Source organism: Clostridium sp. (genome assembly GCF_050717635.1).
GTDB lineage: Bacteria > Bacillota > Clostridia > Clostridiales > Clostridiaceae > Clostridium_AD.
Genome location: NZ_JBOITO010000026.1, coordinates 128,040 through 149,438, shown reverse-complemented (window position 1 = coordinate 149,438; position 21,399 = coordinate 128,040). Strand labels below are relative to the sequence as shown.

The 21,399-nt window shown below is 29.9% G+C and carries 21 protein-coding genes and 1 pseudogene; all 22 read left to right on the top strand.

Annotated features, from left to right (window positions below; all coding sequences use genetic code 11):
- Positions 1–69: 69 nt before the first annotated feature.
- The 22 genes and pseudogenes from ACREWB_RS12355 (at position 70) to ACREWB_RS12250 (ending at position 21,371) form a co-directional block, all read left to right on the top strand.
- Complete coding sequence (locus tag ACREWB_RS12355; protein WP_431547740.1) at positions 70–1,341, top strand: bacterial transcriptional activator domain-containing protein; 1,272 nt, start codon at positions 70–72, stop codon at positions 1,339–1,341.
- Positions 1,342–1,541: 200 nt separating this feature from the next.
- Positions 1,542–1,790, top strand: coding sequence for a hypothetical protein (locus ACREWB_RS12350; protein WP_431547739.1), 249 nt, complete (start codon positions 1,542–1,544; stop codon positions 1,788–1,790).
- A 95-nt stretch (positions 1,791–1,885) separates the two neighbouring features.
- The gene (locus ACREWB_RS12345) at positions 1,886–2,029 is read left to right on the top strand and encodes a hypothetical protein (RefSeq protein ID WP_431547738.1); all 144 of its coding nucleotides are present in this window, start codon (positions 1,886–1,888) and stop codon (positions 2,027–2,029) included.
- Between the two features lie 21 nt (positions 2,030–2,050).
- Entirely contained in the window at positions 2,051–2,221 is a 171-nt protein-coding gene (locus ACREWB_RS12340) for a hypothetical protein (protein WP_431547737.1), read from the top strand.
- Positions 2,222–2,405: 184 nt separating this feature from the next.
- A complete protein-coding gene (gene treP, locus ACREWB_RS12335; protein WP_431547736.1) occupies positions 2,406–3,842 on the top strand; it encodes a PTS system trehalose-specific EIIBC component in 1,437 nt (478 codons plus the stop codon).
- A 65-nt stretch (positions 3,843–3,907) separates the two neighbouring features.
- Positions 3,908–5,566: an alpha,alpha-phosphotrehalase gene (treC, locus tag ACREWB_RS12330; RefSeq protein ID WP_431547735.1), complete on the top strand. Its 1,659-nt coding sequence runs from the start codon at positions 3,908–3,910 to the stop codon at positions 5,564–5,566.
- 373 nt (positions 5,567–5,939) lie between these two features.
- Positions 5,940–6,608, top strand: coding sequence for a sugar transferase (locus tag ACREWB_RS12325; RefSeq protein WP_431547734.1), 669 nt, complete (start codon positions 5,940–5,942; stop codon positions 6,606–6,608).
- 30 nt (positions 6,609–6,638) lie between these two features.
- Positions 6,639–7,598, top strand: a complete 960-nt coding sequence (locus ACREWB_RS12320) for an NAD-dependent epimerase/dehydratase family protein (RefSeq protein WP_431547733.1) — start codon at positions 6,639–6,641, stop codon at positions 7,596–7,598.
- A gap of 23 nt (positions 7,599–7,621) precedes the next feature.
- Positions 7,622–8,671 carry a mannose-1-phosphate guanylyltransferase gene (locus tag ACREWB_RS12315; protein ID WP_431547732.1) on the top strand — a complete coding sequence of 350 codons (1,050 nt, stop codon included), beginning with the start codon at positions 7,622–7,624 and terminating at the stop codon, positions 8,669–8,671.
- Between the two features lie 297 nt (positions 8,672–8,968).
- Complete coding sequence (gene gmd, locus ACREWB_RS12310) at positions 8,969–10,051, top strand: GDP-mannose 4,6-dehydratase (protein ID WP_431547731.1); 1,083 nt, start codon at positions 8,969–8,971, stop codon at positions 10,049–10,051.
- A gap of 84 nt (positions 10,052–10,135) precedes the next feature.
- Positions 10,136–11,065 (top strand): GDP-L-fucose synthase family protein, encoded by a 930-nt coding sequence (locus ACREWB_RS12305; protein WP_431547730.1) that lies wholly within the window; start codon positions 10,136–10,138, stop codon positions 11,063–11,065.
- A 12-nt stretch (positions 11,066–11,077) separates the two neighbouring features.
- Positions 11,078–11,416 (top strand): annotated as a pseudogene (locus ACREWB_RS12300) (UDP-glucose 6-dehydrogenase); the annotation flags it as partial.
- A gap of 221 nt (positions 11,417–11,637) precedes the next feature.
- Positions 11,638–11,901, top strand: a complete 264-nt coding sequence (locus ACREWB_RS12295; RefSeq protein WP_503417246.1) for a hypothetical protein — start codon at positions 11,638–11,640, stop codon at positions 11,899–11,901.
- A 10-nt stretch (positions 11,902–11,911) separates the two neighbouring features.
- Positions 11,912–12,937, top strand: a complete 1,026-nt coding sequence (locus tag ACREWB_RS12290; protein ID WP_431547728.1) for an acyltransferase family protein — start codon at positions 11,912–11,914, stop codon at positions 12,935–12,937.
- Between the two features lie 586 nt (positions 12,938–13,523).
- Positions 13,524–14,210 (top strand): YveK family protein, encoded by a 687-nt coding sequence (locus ACREWB_RS12285; RefSeq protein ID WP_431547727.1) that lies wholly within the window; start codon positions 13,524–13,526, stop codon positions 14,208–14,210.
- A 16-nt stretch (positions 14,211–14,226) separates the two neighbouring features.
- Positions 14,227–14,979 (top strand): AAA family ATPase, encoded by a 753-nt coding sequence (locus tag ACREWB_RS12280; protein WP_431547726.1) that lies wholly within the window; start codon positions 14,227–14,229, stop codon positions 14,977–14,979.
- A gap of 54 nt (positions 14,980–15,033) precedes the next feature.
- On the top strand, positions 15,034–16,233 hold the full coding sequence (locus tag ACREWB_RS12275; RefSeq protein ID WP_431547725.1) for a glycosyltransferase family 4 protein: 1,200 nt from the start codon (positions 15,034–15,036) through the stop codon (positions 16,231–16,233).
- On the top strand, positions 16,220–16,954 hold the full coding sequence (locus ACREWB_RS12270) for a WecB/TagA/CpsF family glycosyltransferase (protein ID WP_431547724.1): 735 nt from the start codon (positions 16,220–16,222) through the stop codon (positions 16,952–16,954). The genes ACREWB_RS12275 and ACREWB_RS12270 overlap by 14 nt, the downstream gene beginning before the upstream one ends.
- A 60-nt stretch (positions 16,955–17,014) precedes the next feature.
- A complete protein-coding gene (locus ACREWB_RS12265; RefSeq protein ID WP_431547723.1) occupies positions 17,015–18,358 on the top strand; it encodes a nucleoside/nucleotide kinase family protein in 1,344 nt (447 codons plus the stop codon).
- Positions 18,359–18,377: 19 nt separating this feature from the next.
- A complete protein-coding gene (locus ACREWB_RS12260; RefSeq protein WP_431547722.1) occupies positions 18,378–19,580 on the top strand; it encodes a glycosyltransferase family 4 protein in 1,203 nt (400 codons plus the stop codon).
- A gap of 14 nt (positions 19,581–19,594) precedes the next feature.
- A complete protein-coding gene (locus ACREWB_RS12255; RefSeq protein WP_431547721.1) occupies positions 19,595–20,524 on the top strand; it encodes a phosphotransferase family protein in 930 nt (309 codons plus the stop codon).
- A 55-nt stretch (positions 20,525–20,579) separates the two neighbouring features.
- On the top strand, positions 20,580–21,371 hold the full coding sequence (locus ACREWB_RS12250) for a glycosyltransferase family 2 protein (RefSeq protein WP_431547720.1): 792 nt from the start codon (positions 20,580–20,582) through the stop codon (positions 21,369–21,371).
- Positions 21,372–21,399: the final 28 nt, after the last annotated feature.

Genomic DNA, 21,399 nt, shown 5'->3' with positions numbered 1-21,399 from the left:
TATGAGAATGGAGTTTTATTATGTAGTTATAAAAGTGGTGGTTAATTATAATATACAGGGGGGGATCGCTTGTTAGCAAATGATTTAAACTGTGATTGCAATGATGCTGCAGATTGTCTTAAAGTATATACGCTAGGTTGTTTTGAAGTGAAATCAGGAAAAAAGGTGCTTTCAAATGATTGCAAACGTTCACAGCAGCTGTGGAATTTATTTAAGTATATTCTTACGTATAGAAATAAAAGAATTGTACAAGAAAATTTTTTTGAAATTTTATGGAGTGATAAGGAATGTGATAATCCTATAAAAGCTTTGCAAAATCTTATTTATAGACTTAGAATGCTTTTAAATTATGAAGGAGTAAATAAAGATGGAGAGTCAATTATAAATTATTCGCAAGGGTGTTATAGCTGGAATAAAGATTTCCATTATTGGACAGATGTTGATGAGTTCGAGGAGCTTTATAAACAAGGTAAGGGTTATGAGAAAAATGATAATTTCTACAATGCAATTGAAACCTATCAAAAGGCGTTAATTTTATATAAAGGGGATTACCTTTCCGAAGACGCCTACAATGAATGGATAATTCCAATTAGAAACTATTACAGGCGTATTTACATGGATATAATAGGTAGGGTGACAAAACTGCTAAAACATTATGGAAGAACTGAGGATATTTTAAAAGTATGTGAAGAGGCATTAATGATTGATTCATTTGAAGAAAGCTTACATATAATTTATATTGAAGCACTTCTTGAGGATGGTAATATAAAGCAAGCGCAGAGTCAATATGAATATGTAACATCTAAGCTATACAAAGAGATGGGGGTAAAACCATCATCTGATTTACGTAACTTATATCAGCAGATTAAAAGCACGGATGACAATATTTCATTAGACTTAAGTTCTATTCAAGAAATGATGATGGATAGGCCTGATTCCGATGGTGCTTTCTTTTGTGAGGCAGATACTTTTATTTCTTTTTATAAATTAGCATGCCGTAGAGCAGCAAGGACTGAGGAAACTGTATTTATGGGAATGTTTACTGTGTCTAGGGTAAAACATAGAAAACAAGATAGTAAAGTATTAACGAAGGGAATGGGATCAATACTCAATCTATTAATACAAGGTCTTCGAGAAGGTGATGTTGTATCAAAATGGAGTGAGTCTCAAATACTTGTGCTACTTCCTGGAGCAACATTTGAGCAAGCGGAAATGGTATTAGCTCGAATTTTAAATAAATATCAAATAGACTTTGCTTCAAAGGAGCTAGTTGTAGAAACATTATTAAAACCAATCAATTGCACTGATTCATGTAATGAAGAATTATCAGTGTCTGATTAAAGAATTAGAAAAACATAACGTTTAAAGCGTTATGCTTTTTTTAATCTTTTATATAGTTGTGACTGGGTTGTGACTAATATAAGTCTCAGATGTGATTAGTATAAGAATTAAATGAGAGTAAACAAGGTTTAAGTTGAGATTAACATATGTTACCATTTAAATACATACAATATAAGGTATGCAAGTAAGGAGAATTGATTATGGAAATGAAGGGCAACAAGAAGTCCGATTTTATCTTAAATGTTATGGAAAGTAATGATGGTGATGTTCATGGTAAAATTCAGCACTGCGAATCCGGTGAGACAAAGGATTTTAGAAGTTTAGTTGAGCTTATCCTATTAATCAATGGGAAATTAGATCAATTAAAATTCCTGAAGCCTATTGAACAGATGCGCTCATGGAATGTACCAAAAATCCTAAGAAATTTAAAAGGGGGTAGGGTGTTATAGATGAAGTAGAAAGAATTTCAATAGAAGCATCAACCTCCTTTTTATTAAGGATAAAATACAGGCAAAATAAAAGTTGGCAGGGGACAATTCAATGGTTGGAAGGCAAACAAACAAGACATTTTTGCAGTTGCCTTGAACTTATGATGCTGATTGAAGAGGCACTGAGGGGTGCAGACGAAGATAGAAGAATTGATTTTCATACATGGGCGGGGAAAGAAGAGGAAGAATCTAATGCTTAATGAAAATCTAGGGGGTTAATTATGATAAGGCTAGTTTGTAAAAAATGTGATCATATTTGGTACACGGCTAACACGAGTATTAATCAAAAGTGCGATGAGTGTGGTGGAATATTGATTGAGATTGGAATAGAAGCTAAGGAAATTGAAAATACATCAATGATGGAACTTAGTAGCAATAATGTTACAAGTTGAATTAACTCCATTTTTATAGAGAAATCTATGAGAGTGGAGTTTTTTGTTATATCGTTTACATTATTTTCGAAAATCTATTGACGAACTTGTATATATAAGCTATTATAAATATATAGACAACTTGTATAGACAAGTAGATAACGTTTTAATAAATTAAAATCAAATTATATAGGGGGTATTACATATGAGTAAATTTACACAAGCTTCACAAGAGTTATTAGAACATATTGGTGGCAAAGAAAATATTTCTGCGGTATCTCATTGCGTAACACGTATGAGATTTGTCCTTAAGGATGATGAAAAAGCAGATGTTAAAAAGATAAGAGCAATTAAAGGGGTAAAAGGAACTTTTGTACAAGCTGGACAATTCCAGGTTATTATAGGAAATGAAGTAACTGATTTTTATAATACTTTTGTAGAGATTTCAGGAGTAGATGGAGTGAGTAAAGCAAATGCAAAGGTTGCAGCAAAAGGTAATATGAATTTCGTTCAAAGAATGCTTGCTAATTTAGCAGAAATATTTACACCGCTTATTCCAGCCCTTGTAGTTGGAGGATTAATCCTTGGTTTTCGTAATGTAATTGGAGATATTAAATTCCTTGAGGAAGGAACAAAATCAATAACTCAAATATATCCATTTTGGGCGGGAGTTCATTCATTTCTTTGGTTAATTGGTGAAGCTATATTCTTCTTCTTACCTGTAGGAATAACATGGTCAATTGCTAAGAAGATGGGAACTACTGAAATACTCGGAATTGTATTAGGTCTTACGCTTGTATCTCCTCAGTTATTAAATGCTTATGATGTTGCGGGTACTGTAGCGTCAAAGATTCCATTTTGGGATTTTGGATTTTTCCAGATTCAAATGATAGGATATCAAGCGCAAGTTATTCCAGCCATACTTGCAGGATTTGTTTTAGCAATCCTAGAAAGAAATGTTCGTAAGATTGTACCAGAATATATATCAATGATAGTGGTACCTTTCCTAGCGCTTGTACCAACTGTAATAATAGCACATACTATTTTAGGGCCAATAGGTTGGGCAATAGGATCAGCTATATCAAATGTAGTTTATAGCAGTTTAACTTCTGCTTTTGGATGGTTATTTGCATCAGTGTTTGGATTCCTTTATGCACCACTTGTAATTACAGGACTCCATCACATGACAAATGCTATTGATTTACAGCTTATGGCTGAATTTGGCGGAACAAATTTATGGCCAATGATAGCACTTTCAAACATAGCTCAAGGATCTGCAGTTATGGCAATGATACGTATAAATAAAAAGATTAAACCTGAAGAAGAACAAGTATCTATTCCAGCTGCTATTTCTTGTTATCTTGGAGTAACAGAACCGGCTATGTTTGGTATTAATTTGAAATATGTGTATCCTTTCGTAGCAGCTATGATAGGTTCATCAATTGCAGGTGTAATATCAGTGGCTTCAGGAGTTATGGCAAATTCAATTGGTGTTGGTGGACTTCCAGGAATACTATCTATTAAACCTGAATTTATGATGATTTTTGCAGCAGCAATGGTAGTTGCAGTTGTAATTCCATTTATATTAACTCTTGTTCTATCTAAAACAAAATTCGCAGCAAAATTTTCACAAGAGGATTAGAAGAGGAAATAATTTATAGACTACATAGATTGTATGTAGTCTATATTTAAAGGAGAGTTAGAATTATGAAAGATTTTAAAAAAAGTGTAGTTTATGAAATATATCCAAGATCCTTCAAGGATTCTAGCGGAGATGGAATTGGCGACTTAAAAGGCGTAACAGAAAAAATGAATTATTTAAAAAACTTAGGAGTAGACTATATATGGTTAACTCCATTTTATATTTCCCCACAAGTAGACAATGGGTATGATGTTGCTGACTACTTAAATATTGATGAACGATTTGGAACTATGGAAGATTTTGAGGAAATGGTAGCAGAAGCTAAAAAATCTGGAATAGAAGTGATGCTAGACATGGTATTTAATCATACATCAACGGAGCATAAATGGTTCAAAAATGCTATGAAGGGTGACCAGAAATATAAAGATTATTATATTTTTAAAGAGCCTGTAAAAGGGTGCGAACCTACAAACTGGATTTCTAAGTTTGGTGGTTCAGCATGGGAATATGCAAGTAAATTCAAAGAATATTATTTGCACTTATTTGACGTAAAACAAGCTGATCTTAATTGGGAAAATGAAGAACTTAAAAAAGAATTATTTCAGGTGGTTAATTTTTGGATGGAAAAAGGCGTAAAGGGCTTTCGTTTTGATGTAATTAATTTAATTTCAAAGCCGGAAAAATATGAAAATGATTATGTAGGAGATGGCAGGCATTTTTACACAGATGGTGCTAAAATTCACGAATATTTAAAAGAGCTTAACAGTAAAACTTTTGGACGTGATGAAGATATTATCACTGTTGGAGAGATGTCCTCTACAACTATAGATAATTGTAGCAGATATTCAAATCCACAGGAGAAGGAATTATCTATGGTGTTTAATTTCCATCATCTTAAAGTTGATTATAAAGATGGTGATAAATGGAGCCTTATGGATTTTGATTTTTTTAAGTTAAAAGAAATTCTTAGTGCTTGGCAGATTGGAATTCAAGAGAGTGGTGGATGGAATGCACTATTTTGGTGCAATCATGATCAGCCACGTATTGTATCACGTTTTGGAGATGACACTAAATACCGTAAGGAGTCTGCAAAGATGTTAGCGACAACAATGCATATGCTAAGAGGAACTCCATACATTTACCAAGGTGAAGAGATAGGGATGACTAACCCTCACTTTGATAAAATCGAACTATATAAAGATGTTGAATCCATTAATTATTATAATATATTGAAGGCTGAAGGTACTTCCGACGCAGAAACAATTAAGATTTTAGGATCAAAATCTAGGGACAATGCACGTACTCCAGTTCAGTGGAACGGGACAAAGAATGCTGGATTTACTACAGGAGAGCCTTATATATCAGTAAGTGATAATTATAGTGAGATAAATGTAGAAAAAGCTTTAGAGGATAGTGATTCTATTTTTTATCATTACAAAAGGCTTATTGAGCTTAGAAAAGAATATGATGTTATTTCTTATGGTGATTTTAAACCTATATTAGAAGAGGATTCTCAGATTTTTGCTTATGTGAGATATTATAACGATGAGAAACTGTTAGTTATAAATAATTTCTATGGGAAAGATACTATTTTTAATTTACCAGAGGGGTTAAGTCTTCAAGGTAAGTCTGAAATATTGTTATCTAATTATTGTGATACTGTAAATAATATTAAAAGCTTAACTTTAAGACCATATGAATCCATTGTGTTTTATATTAAATAAAAAATATAAGTTTAAATTTAAAGATTGCCGTACCAAATTAGTGTTACGCTCCTACTTTAGTAATTAAGAAAACATAACGTTTTAAACGTTATGTTTTTTTTTGTGCGATTTTTAAATTGATTGTGACTGGAGTGTGACTGATATAAGTTTTATTTATGATTATCCTAAGAATTAAATGAGAGTAAGTAAGGACTGAGACGTGACTATAATATGTTACCATAAATTTACAATAATAAAGTACATGTATATATCAAGTTTGAAATAATGTAATATTATTAAAAATATGTGAATATTTATATAGAACGATACCAATACTTTATAAGTGGGAGCAAGTAAAGGGATTTTAATATCACAGGAAGGTAGGAGGATATAAGTGGAGGAATTAGGAATAAAATTAGATTCGGTTGAGATGGAAACTGTTAGTAAATATGGTAAAAATCGAAGGTACTTTGTAATTAAAAGAATGATTGATGTTATAGGCGCCTTGTGTGGGATTTTATTACTACTTCCGGTGATAATTGTAGTGGCAATTTGGATTAAATTAAGTTCCAAGGGAACTGTTTTTTTCGCACAGGAGAGAGTCGGCCTTGATGGTAAAGGATTTATGATGTATAAATTTAGATCTATGTGTACAGATGCAGAATTTCTCCTAGAAAAGCTTAAAGATAAAAACGAAATGTCAGGACCTATGTTTAAAATAAAAGATGATCCAAGGGTAACTAAAGTAGGGAAATTTATAAGAAAGACAAGTATAGATGAGTTACCTCAGCTTTTTAATATATTAAAGGGTGAAATGTCAATAGTAGGACCAAGACCAAGTCTGCCTAAAGAAGTAGCACAGTTTAGCTCCTTTCATAAACAAAGATTAGTTGCAAAACCAGGGCTCACTTGTTACTGGCAGGTAAGTGGAAGAAGTGATGTTAGTTTTGAGGAGTGGATGGAAATGGATGTTAAGTATATAGAACAAAGAAATACATGGATAGATATTTGGCTTATCTTAAAGACAGTGAAAGTATTGTTTGGGGATGAAGGGGCAAGGTAGAAATTAGGGTAACTTGGGGGGCAATTAAAGATGAGAGTATTAGTAACTGGGGGAGCGGGATTTATAGCTTCACATATAGTGGATGGGTTAATTGAGTTAAATCATCATGTATGTATAGTAGATAATTTATCTGCTGGAAATGAAAAAAATATAAATAAGGAAGCTACATTTTATAAATGTGATATAACGGAAATGGATAGATTAAAATTAGTTTTTGAAGTAGAGCGGCCAGAAGTAGTTATACATCATGCAGCTCAAATAGATATACAAACTTCACTGAAAAAACCAGCTTTTGATGCAGAAAACAATATAGTGGGAACTATTAATATATTAGAATGTTGCAGAGAATATGGGGTGAGAAAGTTAATATATCCTTCTTCCGCTGCAGTATATGGAGAACCAAAGTATCTTCCAGTAGATGAAAATCATCCGGTTGAACCTATATCTTTTTATGGAATTTCAAAGCACACACCAGAGCATTATATAAAAATTTATGCACAGTTATATGGGTTTAATTACACTATATTTAGATATGCCAATGTCTATGGTGTAAGACAAGATCCTAAAGGTGAGGGTGGTGTGGTTTCAATATTTGTTGATAAATTATTAAATAATGAAACACCTTTTATATTTGGAGATGGTGAGCAAACTAGAGACTTTATTTATGTGAAGGATATAGCACGAGCTAATATACTTGCATTACACAAAGGCAATAATGAGCTTATGAATATAAGTACTAATAAAGCAATTACTGTTAATGAACTATATAAAGTTATGAAAGATATCTCAAGAAGTAAGGTTGATGTAATTCATAAAGAAGAAAGAAAAGGGGATATACTTTATAGTTATTTAGATAATAAAAGAGCGGAAGAAAAATTAGGCTGGAAAGTTGAGTTTAGTATGGAAGATGGGATTAAGGAGACTTTGAAGTATTATAAGGGAATAATGAGATCTGATATTGAGGTTGCAGCTTCTATTGAACAAAATTAATTATGCTAAAAGGGGGTGACTGTATGCTATGTGCATTAATAATGGCTGGTGGGAAAGGAACAAGATTTTGGCCTTTATCTACGCTGGAAAAACCAAAACAGTTTTTGAAACTTATTGGTGAAGACACAATGATTCAAATGAGTGTGAAAAGATTAGAAAAGCTTATTCCTATTGAGAGGATATTTATAGTAACAGGCACGCGGTATATGGAATTAGTTAAGGAACAGTTACCTAACTTGCCAACTAGAAACATTATCTTAGAGCCAGTAGGGAAAAATACAGCACCCTGCATAGCGCTATCTGCTTTTCATATTAACAAAATATATAAAGATGCTACCATAGCGGTGTTACCATCAGATCATCTTATAAAGGATGAAGATAATTTTTTAGAGGTATTAGATTCTGCTGATAAATTTGTGGATGAAAATACTGAAGCTATAGTTACAATAGGTATAAAACCCAATAGACCGGAAACGGGCTATGGATATATAAATTATAGCCGTATGCAGTGTGCAATAAATGGTTGTGAAATACGACAGGTGAAAAAGTTTGTAGAAAAGCCAGACTTACTTAAGGCGGAGCAGTATTTAGAAGATGGAAACTATCTTTGGAATGGTGGAATGTTTATTTGGAAGGCCGACAATATTTTAAGACTTACAAGAAAGTATTTGATAAACACTTTTGAAGTGTTATGTGAAATAGCAGCAACGAGAGAAGAAGATTATTATAGAGTATTAGAAGAAAAATACAATAATGTAGACAGCATATCTGTAGATTTTGGAATTATGGAGAAAGCAAAAGACATATACGTTATTCCCGGGGATTTTGGATGGGATGATGTAGGGAGCTGGGGAGCAATTGAAAGATATAGGGAAAAAGATTTCTATAACAATGTATGTATGGGTAGTGTAATAAACTTTGAATGTAGCAATAATATTATTATTAGTAATGGTAAACCTATAGTTATTTCAGGACTTCAGGATATATATGTGGTTGAAAGTGACGATATGATATTTGTGGGTAAGAAAGATGGAATGGAGAGTTTAAGAGAGCTGAAAAATAGAATTAGTTAAGATTAATTAAATTCTAAACAAAAGGCACAAGATGTATTCAATACAACGTGTGTCTTTTGTGCGTATTTACTATAATATTATCACTTATAATTCTAGTGAAATAAACATTACATTTATTTATAAAATAGTTTTAAAATGGTAAAAATAATCAGCAATTTGATGTATGATGGAGTATTTGGCTATTAATGTTCTAAATTAGGAAAAAAAATGTTTGTAAATAAATTACAAAAGATATATAATCAATTGAACGTGATTACATAAAATGTAAATTAGTCAATATTGAGGGGAGTATTTTAAATGAAGAAAGCATTAATTACTGGAATAACTGGCCAGGATGGTTCATATTTAACAGAATTTTTATTAGAAAAGGGTTATGAAGTACATGGAATAATACGACGTGCTAGCTCTTTTAATACAAAGAGGCTAGATCATTTGTTCGAAAATAAGGAAATAGGAAATAAAACATTATTTTTGCATCATGGGGATTTAACAGATTCAAGTAACTTAAATAGATTAATTGAAAAGATAAGACCAGATGAAATATATAACTTAGGAGCACAAAGTCATGTGCAAGTATCCTTTGATGTTCCTGAATATACTGCAGATACAGATGGTATGGGAACGCTTAGAATATTAGATGCCATAAAAGAAAGCGGATTGAAATGTAAATTTTATCAAGCATCAACATCAGAGCTTTTTGGGGGAATTCCAGGAACAGCACCACAAAGCGAAAAAACTCCATTTTACCCGAAAAGTCCATATGGAGTTGCAAAATTGTATTCCTATTGGATAACTATAAATTATAGAGAATCCTATGGTTTGTTTGCTTGTAATGGAATCCTTTTTAATCATGAGTCTCCAAGGCGTGGAGAGACTTTTCTTACAAGAAAAGTTACAAGGGCTGTTGCAAGTATAATGGCAGGGAAGCAAGAGAAATTATCTCTTGGAAATATGGATGCAAAAAGAGATTGGGGATATGCAGGGGATTATGTACAAGCTATGTGGTTAATGCTTCAACAAGATAAGCCCCATGATTATGTTATAGCAACAAATGAAACACATACAGTTAGAGAGTTTGTTGAACTTGCATTTAAAGAGGTACACATAGAAATAGAATGGAAAGGCACTGGCATAGATGAAAAAGGATACGATAAGGAAACAGGAAAATTATATGTCGATATAAATTCAAGATATTTTAGACCAGCAGAAGTTGAACTTCTTTGGGGAGATAGTACAAAGGCAGAGATGGAACTTGGATGGGAGAGAGAAGTTAGCTTTAGAGAATTAGTTAAGATGATGGTGGATGGTGATATGAGAGAAATCGCAGGAATCAGTTCAGATGATTTTATTGCACAGGCTGAAGCTGCTACTACCAAGTAGCCGTAAGCCGCTACAACTAAGTAGCAGTAAGCCGCTACAACTAAGTAGCAGTAAGCGGCTACTACAAAGTAAGGATGTGAGTTAATGAACAAAGATAGTAAAATATATGTTGCAGGGCATAGAGGTCTTGTAGGTTCAGCTATAGTTAGAAACCTTAAGGTAAAAGGATATATGAATATAATCAAAAAAACTCATAGTGAATTGAATTTAACTAACCAACAAGAGGTTAGAAGTTTTTTTGAAGAAGAAAAACCAGAGTATATATTTTTGGCAGCAGCGAAAGTTGGAGGGATACATGCTAACAGTACGTATCCTGCGGACTTTATATATGAAAACACAGAAATACAAAATAATGTTATAAAAGCAGCTCATGATTTTAAAGTTGAGAAACTATTATTTTTAGGGAGTTCTTGTATATATCCCAAAATGTGTGCTCAACCAATAAAGGAAGAATATTTACTTTCAGGATATTTAGAGCAAACAAATGAAGCTTATGCAATAGCAAAGATAGCAGGACTTAAAATGTGTCAGTTTTTTAAGAGGCAATATGGTGATAATTTTATAAGTTGTATGCCAACTAATCTTTATGGGCCCAATGATAATTTTGACTTGAATAATTCACATGTTATGCCTGCGCTTATTAGAAAATTTCATGAGGCTAAGGTTAATGATAGGCCTTTCGTAGAGGTTTGGGGAAGTGGAAAGCCGCTTAGAGAGTTTTTGTATGTAGATGATATGGCGGATGCTTGTGTGTTTTTGATGGAGAATTATGATGGGGAAGAGCATGTTAATGTGGGGACTGGTAATGAGGTTTCTATAGGGGAATTGGCAGAGTTGGTTAAGAAGGTTGTTGGATTTAGCGGTGAGTTGAAGTTTAATAGTGAGAAGCCGGATGGGACAATGAAGAAGTTATTAGATATTGGGAAGTTGGATGGAACTGGGTGGAAGTATAAGGTTGAGTTGGAAGATGGGGTTAAGATGTCTTATGAGTGGTTCAGGGAAAATTATAAGTAGTGATTATGCAAAGCTTATAAAAATGCAGATGTAATATTTATTGGAGTTGGAACCCCAGAAAGAGAAGATGGGTCAGCGAATTTAGATTATGTATTTGCTGTAGTTAATCAAATAGCTGGAAATATAGAACAAGATTGTTTAGTTGTAATAAAATATACAGTGCCCATAGGGACTAATGACAGAGTTGAAGAAATTTTAAAGGGAAATTTATTAAATGATGTAAATGTTGAAGTAGCTTCAAATCCTGAATTTTTAACACAGGGAACCGCGGTTAGAGATACTCTTAATGCTAGTAGAATTGTAATTGGTGTTGAAACAGAAAATGCTCAGAACATATTAACTCAAGTTTGGCTTTATGCATTAATATTAGGTGGAACGCAATTTATTGGACAAGTCATAATATGGTTTGAAATCCCTAAAAATATTTATTTTGTTTTACCCCAAAAGCATAATATAGTAAGACATTTTAAATATTCAGTAAGACTATTTATACCAATAAGTATGAAGGTGTAGGAACAACAATAGCGTCTGTTTTGGCACAATATACAGGTGCATTTTTGATGTTATATTTTGTGAAAGATATAATAAGTATAAAACGATTATTTAAACCAGTTGGAAAGTACTTGATTTCATCTTTAATAATGTTTTCTATAATTTTGGTAATATTTTCGAATAATGCTACAACAATAACAAGTAGTATTATTATTGTTGTAGTAGGCGGAGTAGTGTATTTAACAATAATAATTATAATTAAAGATGAAAATTTAATATTTGGATATAAATTTATAAAGAAGGGATTAAAGGCGAAAGCATCAAAAAATAGTTTGTTTTTGTGAGGTTAATATTATGAATAATATATTAAAGAGAAATAACAGAATAGATTTTCTGAAAGGATTAATTATTTTGTTAGTAGTTTGGGGACACACTATCCAGTTTGCCAACAATGGAGAATTTGATTTTTTTCTTAATCCAATTTTCATTTTCATCTACACATTTCATATGCCATTATTTGTGTTTATTGGTGGATACTTATTTTTATATAGCGTATCCAATAAAAGATGTAGCAAGGTAATTATTAATAAAATCAAGCAATTAGTTGTACCTATAGTTTGTTGGTCTACTACTTATTATCTATTAACTCATTTATTGACTGGAAATTCAATTAGTATAGTAAATTTAATTAACAGATATATAAGTAGCTTTTGGTTTCTATTTACTTTGTTTGTTATAACATTGATAGTTGTTTTTGTTCATAAATACTTTATGGATAATGTATTTATTTATGCTATTATGGCGATTTTAATTTTAAGTCTTCCTGAAGGGTTTAATTTAGTGTATGTTAAATTTATGTATCCATATTTTGTATTGGGATATCTATTAAATAAACATAAAATTAAGCTTAGAAAATATAACGATTTTATAGGAATTAGTTGTATAATTTTATTTGTAGTTTTATTAACTGGATGGACAAAGCCCTATTATATCTATACAACTGGAATGAGTTTATATGTAGATAATATATTTAATAAACTATTTATAATATGCTACAGATATTTATCAGGTTTAACTGGTAGTGTTTTTTTTATTTACATTACTTACAAGACATATAAAGAAAATGCAAATAAAAATATAATAAATATAATTGGGAAATATACTTTAGGAATTTATATAATTCAAACATATATTATGATACTACTTGCTAGAGTTACCATACCAAATTTTTTGGTGAATAATTTTTTTATCTATAATTTTATTTTCACACCTGTTTTAACAACACTTATTATAGGATTTTGTATTGGAGTTTCTCTTTTTATAAAAAAGAACAAGTATCTAAATGCTATGTTTTTAGGAGGAAGGTTAGCAAGGATCTGACTTCCAGTCATCTCTTAGTGCCTCAAGGGAAGAGCCATAGCCGTAAACCTAATAATTCTATAATATTTCAATATACAGATAGCTACAGTTGTGATGCGATTGGAAATAGTAACTAATAATTACTATTAGAGGACACTTTAATTTGCAGTAAATCCTCACTTTTAGACATGAATATCAGCACTCGTAAATATGTATAGAAAAGAACTGAGATTATTGAATAGATTTTTTAATGACATAAAAGAATCATATTAGGTCGATAGATGCAGAAATGTGAGTCTTTATATGTAACATCTTAAAGGGTTATATATATTAAATGGAGACAGTGCATGTATATTACATTTATTTATAAAATAGTTTCAAAATGGTAAAATAATTAGCAATTTGATGTATGGTGTAGTATATAGCTATTAATGTGCTATATTGGCAAAACTAGCGCTTGTAAATATATTCCAAAAGTTATATAATCAATCGATAAGTTGCATAAAATGTAAAAAAATATAAAGTATGAATTTCAACAGGAGAATATAAAGGCGGGGTTGCTTATGAGTAGTTTAGAAAAAAAGCAGGTAGGTAGGAGGATTTAAATATGGAAAATAATAATAAATTGGAGCAACTATCATTAACTTTAATAGATATTATTAAAATTTTAAAGAAGAGAATAGTGTTCATTGTATTTTTAACACTATTGTGTACTGGCGTTATGGTGGCAAAGAGTATTTATTTTTCAATCCCGATGTATCAGTCATATACTACTGTTGTAATAGTTAAAGGAGAGTCAAACATTATAGAAGATTCTCAATACACTCAAAATGATGTTTTATTATATCAGAAAATAGCAGAAACTTATGTAGAAATTGCTAAATCAAATTTGGTAATAGATAAAACTGCAAAAGAGCTTAAGACATATTCTGCATATCAGTTAAAAGGAATGGTAAATGTGGCTCAAATGGGTGGAACTCAAATAATTGAATTGACAGTAACGGGTAGTAATAGAGATGTTACTAATATTGCTAATGTATATCGTAATAATTTCATTAAAGAAAGTACGAGTATATTACCAGTAGGAACAATTGAGGTACTGGATAAAGCAAAAACGTCAGTAGATCCAGTAGCAACAAATGCATCTAATAACATTGGTATTGCATTTTTATTTGGATTGTTAACAGCAATTGGAATAGTATTTTTCCGGAATTATATTGATTGCCTTAAGATAAGAAATGAAAAACAAATTGTTAGCATACTAAATATACCGGTATTAGTTACTATTAGTTAATAAGGAAGGTGCAATCATGAAAAAAAATAACTATAAAAAAGCTGCCATGGAAAAATACAGAATACTTTGCAACATTATAGAAACTTATAATAAAGAAGGTGTTAAATGTATAAGCATCACAAGTAATAGCGAGACAGAAGGTAAAACCATCATAGCTAAGAATTTAGCAATGTCATTAGCTAAACATGGAAAAAAAGTATTATTTATAGATTGTAGCTTGCCTGATATGGTAAAAGTAAAAAATATTAATGGTGGTAAAACAAACGGATTGATTGCAATGCTTCAAGTTATTTATAACGAAAAGACAGAAGGGGGTAACAGCCGAAATATAAATGATGCACAATTGATAAACTATACTATAGATTCTCAACGGGAAAATATATCAACGTTATCACTAGGTGTAAATAGTTTGGAAAATTATAATTTAGTGTTTAAGACCGAATATTTGAGAACTATTATGGAATATCTAAAAAAATACTATGATTATTTAATTATTGATGCTCCTTCCTTTATAAATTTGAGTTATACGCAGATTGTAACTGCAGCAACTGATGGATGCTTATTTGTTCTAAAGGAAGGATCTAATGAAATAAATGAGGGTAGTGAAATTAAAGATAAAATAGCTACCATTAAATGCAAAGTACTGGGGTGTATATTTAATAAAGGTAATGATCGTAATGAATTGTTTGAGGGTACAAATAACAGTTTTAGTAATGTTAAATATAAGGCTAGAAAAGTAGAATTAAGGAAATCAAAAGCTATTGTTTGATCAGAAGTTATATATCAATATTCAAATACTTTAAGTAACTCAAAGGAGTAATTCATGAATAATCAAAAAGTATTAATAGTTCATAATTACTATCTAATTCCAGGTGGAGAAGATACGGTAGTTGAAAATGAGAGTACAATGCTAATGGAAAATGGACATGAGGTTATATTTTATACTAGACATAATGATGAAATAAAGAATATAAGTATACTTGGTAAAATCAAGTTGTTCTTTGTAAGTATTTTTTCTGTTAAGACATATAGAGAAGTTAAAAAAATAATAAAAGAAGAAAAGATAGATATAGTACATGTGCATAATACATTGCCATTGATAAGCCCATCTGTTTATTATGCTGCTTTTAAAGTTAAAGTACCAGTTGTACAAACTATTCATAACTTTAGACTCATTTGCCCGGCAGCAACGTTAACTAGAAATGGTTTGATTTGCGAGAAGTGTATAAAAAACGGATTAGCACCAGCTTTAAAGTATAAATGTTATAGAAAATCATATTTGCAAACATTTGCAATTGTTACTATGTTAAAAATTCATAGAATGCTAAAAACATATCAAAAAATTAATGGATATATTGCATTAACTGAGTTTAACAAAAATAAGTTATTAAGCCTAGTGGATGATGATAAAGTTCATGTTAAACCAAATTTTGTAAAAGGTACAAGCAATAGAAAAGATGAAAAGCGAGAAGTTGAAAATTATTTTGTTTTCATAGGAAGGTTAGATAAATTAAAAGGAATTGATTTGATTATAGAAAGTTGGAAAGACATTAAAGAGACAGGACTAATTGTATTAGGGGACGGACCATTAAAAAAAGAATTAGATTGTCTAATAAAAGATAGCAAAATTAATAATATTCAATTATTAGGGTTCATGAAAAGAGAAGAAGCATTTGAAATATTAAAGAAAGCTAAAGCAATAATTATGGCTTCGCAATGGTATGAAGGTTTTCCAATGACAATAGTTGAAAGTTTTTCATTAGGAGTACCAGTAATTGCTGGAGATATAGGGAATTTAGGCGCAATCATTACTCATAAAAAAAATGGGCTTTTGTTTAAATATCGCAGCAAAGATGATTTGAAAGAAAATATTGACATGTTAATAAATGATAATGAATTAAATGAAAAACTTAGTGTTGGAGCTTATAAGACTTTTATTGAAAATTATGATGATAAAATAAACTATAAATATTTGAACAATATTTATAGTGAATTAATAGGTGATGCAAATGATAAAATGTAACATATTGGGTGTAGATATTAATGTTACTAATATGAGGGAAACAATTAACCTCATAGAGCAAAATTTACGTAATATAAAAGGTAATTATATATGTGTGTCAAATGTACATACTACGGTTATGGCATATGACAATGAAGAATATAGAGAAATTCAGAATGGCGGGTTTATGGCTTTGCCAGATGGAAAGCCATTATCAATAATATGCAAGAGGAGAGGGTTTAAGGAGGCTGAAAGGGTTACTGGACCTGACCTTATGGGAGAGATATTTAAGATATCAGAAAAGACAGGATATACACACTATTTTTATGGGAGCACTCAAGAAATTTTAGACGAATTAAAAGTGAAGTTAAATAAAAATTATCCACACTTAAAAATAGTTGGAATGTATTCACCACCTTTTATCAAATTAACAGTTAATGAAGATAAAAATATTATAAAAATTATAAATGAAAGCAATGTTGATTTTGTATGGGTAGGGTTAGGGGCACCCAAACAGGAGATATGGATGTATGAACATAGAGATAAAGTTAGTTCTCTTATGATAGGTGTAGGAGCAGGCTTTGAGTACTATGCAGAAAAAATAAAAAGAGCACCTATTATACTTCAGAAGCTAAGTTTGGAATGGGTATATAGATTACTTCAAGATCCAAAGAGATTATATAAAAGGTATTTAAGTACCAACTTTAAGTTTATTTTTTTAATATTTAGGTGTCATGGATAGTGAGGTAGGAGAATAATTCAATCTGATTATTAGCAATTTTTCAGTAGAGGAAGTGATAATTTGATAAATGAACTTTTAAATATATTCTTTGAAAAGTTATATAGTAGGAACATTAAATATTGCGTTTTACATTCTTATGACTTGATTCCAGATCAGATTGAATCTGATATTGATATAACTATAGAATATAATAAAATACAAGAAATCGAAGAAATTTTTGAGGAAATAGAGAATGAAATTGGATGGAAAGTAGTGCAAAAATTAAGGCATGAGTACTGTGCATATTACTATGTTTTAATAACATATGATAATAATCAATTATATACAGTTCAATTAGATTTTAATACTGATTATGTTAGGGATGGACGAATATGCCTAAAAAATATAGATTTAATTTCAAACACAAGAAAATATAAAAATTTTTATATTTTAAATGAGGAATATGAATTTATATATTTAATAATGAAGAAAATACTTAAGGAATTTTTTAAGGAAAAACAAAAGAATAAGTTGCTAGATTTATACAATATTAAAACAGATAGCATAAATGAAATGCTTAAAAATTATTTCTCAAAGGATAGTATTATAATATTTCAGCAAGGTCTTAGTGCAGATTTTAGTATAATAGAAACTAATAATAAAAGATTAAAAGAAGATTTGTTAAACAATCTAAGAAAAAAAGATAGGTTAGGAACTTACAAATATAAAATACTTAATTTCAATAGAAAAATTATGAGAATATTTAATCCTACTGGCTGTATGATAGTGCTGCAAGGTCCTGATGGAGTCGGAAAAACAAGTGTAGCTAACGTACTGATTAATAACTTTCATGATACATTTAGAAAGACAGCCTATTATCATCTAAAGCCCTCATTAAAAGCAAAAGGTAATCCAACAAATGGTTCAGATGAAATAAAATATGTATTTGATTTTAAATATAAACCAACATTAAAAGATAAGATCATGTCTTATATAAAAGTTTTTTATAATTTTATATTTTGTTATACAATTTTATATTATTTTAGAATAGCTAAAGAAAAAATAAAAAGCACTTTTATAATATTTGATAGATATTCAATGGACTATTATATTTTTCCAGAGGCTAAGAGATACTATTCAACTTTGAAATTGCCTTTTATGCTTTCTAGGATAGTCCCTAAGTCGGATTTGATATTTTATTTGGATTGTAGTCCTGAAGAAGTGTTAAAAAGGAAAAAAGAGTTGCCTATAGATCAAATAATATTGCAACAAGAGAGAAGCATGAGATTACTAAAAAGATTTAATAACTGTTATTATATAAATGCAGAAAAGAGCATTGAGGAAGTATCTAAAGATATCAGCATTGAGGTTATAAGCTACTTAAATAAAAGATATAAAGAAAAATTCAAAGAAAATAGGAAGTGATAATACAGTGAAAGTGCTAATGTCAGCATATGCATGTGAACCCAACAAAGGTTCTGAACCGGGAGTAGGCTGGAATTGGGCCAAGCATATGTCAAATTACAATGATATTATAGTTATTACTAGGAGCTCCAATAGAGATAATATTGAAAAAGAAGTGGTGAAAAACAAAAATGAAAATATAAGATTTGAGTATTTTGATTTGCCCAAATGGTTAAGATTTTGGAAAAAGGGAAACCGTGGGGTTCATATATACTATAAGATTTGGCAACTGTGTATTTATTTTAAAGCAAAACAGATTATAAAAAAACATGATATTGATTTAGTACACCATGTTACATTCAATGAATTTAGAACTCCGGGATATTTGTGGAGGTTAAATAAACCTTTCGTTTTAGGACCTATAGGGGGAGCCCAACATATACCTAATGGTTTTGAGCGGTACTATAAAAAACACCTATTTAAAGAAAAAGTTCGCAAGTTAATAAATAGCTATTATAAATCATCTTTAACATTAAAAAAAGCGTTAAAAAAATCTAAGTATATAATCTTTGCAAATACTGATACTTATAATTTTTTATATAATGATAGTTTAATAAATAAAAGTGCAATATTTCTTGAAACAGGAATTAATGAAGAAAATATAAAAACTATTAATGAATATAGAGATAGCAGTGTTTTTAATTTAATGTGGGCTGGAAATATTATATATAGGAAAGCATTAATAATTTTACTTGAGGCATTAAGAATTGTTGATATACCTAATTTAAGACTTAACGTTGTAGGTGAGGGCGAATTAAGAAAAGAATGTGAAGAGTTCTGTAACAAAAACAACCTACAAGAGGTTGTTAATTTTTGCGGAAGTGTAAATCACTCTAAAATGGATAATTTATATCAACAATGTGATGTTTTTATATTTACAAGCCTAAGAGATACTTCTGGGAATGTTGTACTAGAAGCAATGGCTAATGGTAAGCCAGTTGTTGTAATAAATCATCATGGAGTAGCGGATATTGTAAGTGAGAAGTGTGGAATTAAAATAGATCCAATAAGTCCGGAATATGTTGTAAGTAAATTGGCTGAAGCTATAGAATTGTTGTACAAAGATAATAACCTAAGAAACAAAATGGGAATAGAAGCTCAGAGCAGAATTAAATCTGAGTACTTATGGACAAGTAAATCAAAAAAAATGCAAAAAATCTATGAAAGAGTAATTCAACTATAAATTAAGGAGAAATTATGGGTATACTGGATTTGTTAGAAGAACAGATATGTGGTAGTAAAGATAAATGGACACATATTGCTATACTTAATAAAGGAAAAGTTAGATATTATATAGCTAGGGATAGTAGTGCAAAAAAGAACTTAGTTAAGACATTGAGTTCATATTCTGTAAAGCATAACTTATTTAGTAATTTAATCAATTTAGTTCCTATATGTGTGTTAAGTAAAGTTAACAAGGCTAATTTCGTGAAGTTAAATCTAGATAAGCGTATAGAAAATTTTATTAATAAAAATGTTATTAAAAATAAGTATTCTTATAATGTGATAATTGGAACATATGGAGAACACCAAAAAATTGTTATACAATTATTTAATGAAACTGGTATTAGATATTGTAAAATAGGCAATGAAAATACAGCAAAACAAATGAATGCAGAAATAGAGTTTTTAAAATGCAGTAATTTAAAAGAATTTAAAACATTAGAATTGCCTACTTATGTTAATAGCTATAGAATTGATGGAATTAATATGTTAATAACAAAAGAATTTAATGGTGAAAAAGTATACCCAAATCTAAATGGCGCAATATATGAGCTATTTAAGGAAGTAATATCGATTAAAAGGTCTATAGTGAATAAAAATGGAAGTACTATGACATTTTCACATGGGGACTTTGCACCCTGGAATATGAGAAAAGAAGGAAAAAAAATAATAATATTTGATTGGGAATATTGTGGAATGAGGTTTTATGGATTTGATATTATACATTATAGTTATGAGATTCAAAAACTCTTGAATGGCAAAGATCATTGCGATGCACTGGAAATTGCTATAAAAGAAGCAAAGAAAAAGGATGAGAATTTGAGGCATATAACTGATGATAAGCTTACAGAATTGTATGAAGAGGAATATAAAAAAACCTTCGGTAATATGATATTGATTTGATAACCAAGCATCATTACATATTAATAACTAAAATTTTCTAGAAAGGGGTACATAATTGAATAAACCAAAAATATCAATAATAACACCATCTTTTAATCAGGGGCATTTTATTGAAAATGCAATTAATAGTGTCCTAGATCAAAAATATAATAATATAGAACATATAATTGTTGATGGAGGTTCTAGTGATGATACTATAAGTATACTTAAGAAGTATCCACATTTAAAATGGATTTCAGAACCAGATAAAGGCCAAAGTGACGCACTTAATAAAGCTTTAGCTATGGCTACTGGTGATATAATAGGATGGCTTAATACTGATGATTACTATAGCAATGGTATATTTGATATTATATCTGATAGCTTCAATAATAATGATATTGATATTTTATATGGTGATAATTACTTTGTAAATTCAGAAAAAAAACTACTGGGAACAAAAAAATCTAATTCTTATAATAAAAATCTCACCTATTTCTACTGTTATATACCATCGACTTCATTTTTTATGAGAAGAAACATAATAGACCAAGGGGTAAGATTTGATATAGATTTTGATGTATGTATGGATAAAGAGTTTTTTGCACATTTAGCAAATTTAAATAAAAAATTTAAATATATTAGTATGATAATGGCATACTTTACTATACATGAAAATAACAAAAGCAACTTATCACCAGAAGTTAAAGATAAAAATTTAAAGGAAAGTATAATAATAATTAATAGATATTATAAAAAAGAAATTAGAATCATTTCAGATAAGTATTTTTATAAAATTTGTTTTTTCTATAATTTATTAAAAAGACGATTAATTTTGGCAAAGGACTATTTGTTAATAAATAAATAATAATTAAAGAATTGAAAAAGCTGAAAAG